Raw genomic sequence first — 2625 nt, 5'->3', positions numbered from 1 at the left:
TTGCCGCCGGTCTTGATCACCGCGTACATCGTTCGCGCCTTCGGAATACTAGAGTTTGTGCAATACCAAACGCGCCCGCAGGAGGGCCCGCGGGCGAGAGGTGGGCGGTTATACAGGCGGGGGGATGTGAGTCAACGGCGGGGGTGGGGAGCGTATGAGCCCTTGTGACTCAACTGCGACCTCGGGAAGGTCGGGTTTCTGGGTGCTGCGTTGAGGCTCGTCCGTAGATCTGGAGCCGGTCGACTCCTTCCGACCGCAGGTTGCGACCAAGGTATTCAACCTCGTAGGCTGAGCAACACCCTCTCGATTGAGTCGACCTGCGATGGCCCATACCTTTCGACTAATACGAGCCGGCGGTGCAGCGCCCGATGGCGGATTACAATTGAGGGGCAGTCTGCCTCCGACGGTCATCTTCTCTGATCCGAACGCGCCGGGTGGGTCGGAATGCAACTATTCAATTATCATCGGCAACAATGGATCAGGGAAGAGCCGCCTGCTCGGTAATATCGCGAGCGACTTCGCGAGCATGTACCGCGGCGGGTCCGGGCGCGACCGCTATGCTCGACTTGATTGCCTTGAATACCTCTGCGATGGGACCCGCGTTGCTTTGCGCGGCCACCCGACTGAATCGCTGACGCTCGAAGATCTGGAAGCACCGACGCCGCTCCCCACTCGGGTGATCGCCGTGGCGCTCACTCCAGTCGACAAATTCCCGCTGGAGCCGTCTAGCGACGGCGACGACATCCCGCTCGGGAATATTGAGCAACTTCGCGACGGCGTGTCTTTCTACCACTACATCGGCATGCGCGATCGCACGAACCGCGCCTCAATTGTGGCCTTGCTTTATCGCGCCCTGGAAGGGCTAGGGGGCCAGCGGAGCGCCGCCGAGGCCGTTCGGCTGCGCGGCGTGTTCGAATTGTTGGGATACGCACCCCGCATCCGCGCGAAGCTCAAGGCCACGATCGGGCGTGATGTGCAGGCATTCCTGCAGGGCGGTGTCCACCTTGATGACGCCAAGGAAGACGATACGAGGCTTCTGAAGCGTCTCCGGAACGTCGTAAGATCAGGGGCCCTTAGCGAAGCCTCGCTGCGCGAAATACTAGCCGGCGTCACGCCGTTCTTGGCCAAGCAAGGTCTGGAGCTTGATCTGCGGTTTGGCGATGGGACGCCGGCTTTGCCGTTCGACGTCGAAGCTTTGCGACTGCTCCGCCGCCTTGGCGCGCTCACTCTGTCGTCGATCGATGTGTGGAGGTCTGACGGAACCCGCCACGATTTGCGTGAAGCCAGCTCTGGCGAGATCAGTATCCTGACGGTGTTTCTCTCGATCGCTGCCCACCTACGCGATGGAAGCCTCGTGCTGGTAGATGAACCGGAGACGAGCCTGCACCCAGAGTGGCAGAGCAAATATGTCCACCTGATGCGCGAGGTGTTCGCAACCTACTCGGGCTGCCATTTCATCTTTAGCACCCACAGCCCCCTCATCGTCGCCGACTTGCCAGAAGGGTCATGGGTCTACTCGATGGACCGCGCTAGCAGCGTGTCGACCGACGAATTGCTCGGTCGTTCACCGGACTACGTGATGGCTAGAGCCTTCGACGTCATCAGCCCAGCCGCCTTCGCGGTACCAATGTAGAAGGCAACATAGGGAAATCCCGCGACATGATGGCCGCCGAACCCTCCCGCATTGCAGCTGGCAACCGGGACCGCGCCCAGAGCTGATAGAGCGAGCGTGGCCGCAGCCGTGCCAAGGTCGAGGTCCCAGATCGCGTCGAGTTCGTCGAGGGCGTCCGCACGCTCTTCGTCGAACCGCTCTGCTTCTTGATCCCGGTCAACAGCGGCGGCAAAGCGCTCAAAGAGCGCCGCTTCCCGCTGGAGGACGTCCGCGACGTCGTCCCAGCTGAAGCCCCGCAAATCGCGGTAGTGCAGGTTACCCGCGAGGCAGTCCTCTTCCCCATTGTCGAGTTCCTCGGCACTGGGGTTGATTAGCGCCGCGGCGGGAAAATTGCGGACCAGCTCAACGGCGTAGGTTTCCATCGGGATACGGCGTTAGAGGTTGACTTTAATAGAAATTGGAACAAAATAAGAACTATACCTGGCGTCAGCGTGGCGCCATGTTAGCCGATTCGAAAACCGCCACCGTCAGGTCGCTAGACCGGATCAATCTGCGCCTGCCGGCGGAAACATTTGACGCGCTTGACGCCGCTCGGGCTGCACGACCAGGTACCGTTTCTCGTAACACTTGGATAACCGAAGCAATAGAAGAGAAGCTGGCGAGAGATCGCCTGCGTCGCACACAAGGGGAAGGCGGCGAACATGCCTAGCTTTTACGAATTCTTCGCCGGCGGGGGCATGGCGCGAGCGGGCCTAGGCTCAGGGTGGAGCTGCCTGTTCGCGAACGACTTCGACGCGAAGAAAGGCATGACCTACCAGAGGAACTGGGGGACCGGCGGCGAGCTGCTGGTCGGCGACGTCGGCCAGATCAAAGCCGATGCTCTCCCTGGTAGGGCTGATCTCGTCTGGGGATCGTTCCCCTGCCAGGACCTCTCGCTTGCCGGCGGCGGTGCCGGCCTAAGCCCACATTTCCCAAGTAAGGCGCTGATTTCGCTGTCCTGACCATTATATTTC

3 protein-coding genes are annotated in these 2625 nt (G+C 61.1%); 2 read left to right on the top strand and 1 reads right to left on the bottom strand.

The window, feature by feature from the left end; genetic code table 11:
• Positions 1-322 precede the first annotated feature (322 nt).
• A complete protein-coding gene (locus QZV94_RS24460) occupies positions 323-1633 on the top strand; it encodes an ATP-binding protein (RefSeq protein ID WP_293683002.1) in 1311 nt (436 codons plus the stop codon).
• Here QZV94_RS24460 and QZV94_RS24455 read toward each other — a convergent pair.
• Positions 1573-2034, bottom strand: a complete 462-nt coding sequence (locus QZV94_RS24455) for a hypothetical protein (RefSeq protein WP_293683000.1) — start codon at positions 2032-2034, stop codon at positions 1573-1575. The two genes, QZV94_RS24460 and QZV94_RS24455, sit on opposite strands and share 61 nt — an antisense overlap.
• 279 nt (positions 2035-2313) lie before the next feature.
• On the opposite strand from QZV94_RS24455, the gene QZV94_RS24450 reads away from it, so the two are divergent.
• Positions 2314-2613: a DNA cytosine methyltransferase gene (locus tag QZV94_RS24450; protein WP_367255309.1), complete on the top strand. Its 300-nt coding sequence runs from the start codon at positions 2314-2316 to the stop codon at positions 2611-2613.
• The last annotated feature ends 12 nt before the right edge of the window (positions 2614-2625 follow it).

It is taken from the genome of uncultured Phenylobacterium sp., assembly GCF_902826855.1.
Classification (GTDB): Bacteria; Pseudomonadota; Alphaproteobacteria; order Caulobacterales; family Caulobacteraceae; genus Phenylobacterium.
Note: the sequence above shows the minus strand (reverse complement) of the source record. Positions and strands in the feature narration are given on the sequence as shown.

Coding starts and splice junctions, on each gene's coding strand:
- QZV94_RS24450 (WP_367255309.1), top strand. CDS start 2,314: ATGCCTAGCTTTTACGAATTCTTCGCCGGCGGGGGCATGGCGCGAGCG.
- QZV94_RS24455 (WP_293683000.1), bottom strand. CDS start 2,034: ATGGAAACCTACGCCGTTGAGCTGGTCCGCAATTTTCCCGCCGCGGCG.
- QZV94_RS24460 (WP_293683002.1), top strand. CDS start 323: ATGGCCCATACCTTTCGACTAATACGAGCCGGCGGTGCAGCGCCCGAT.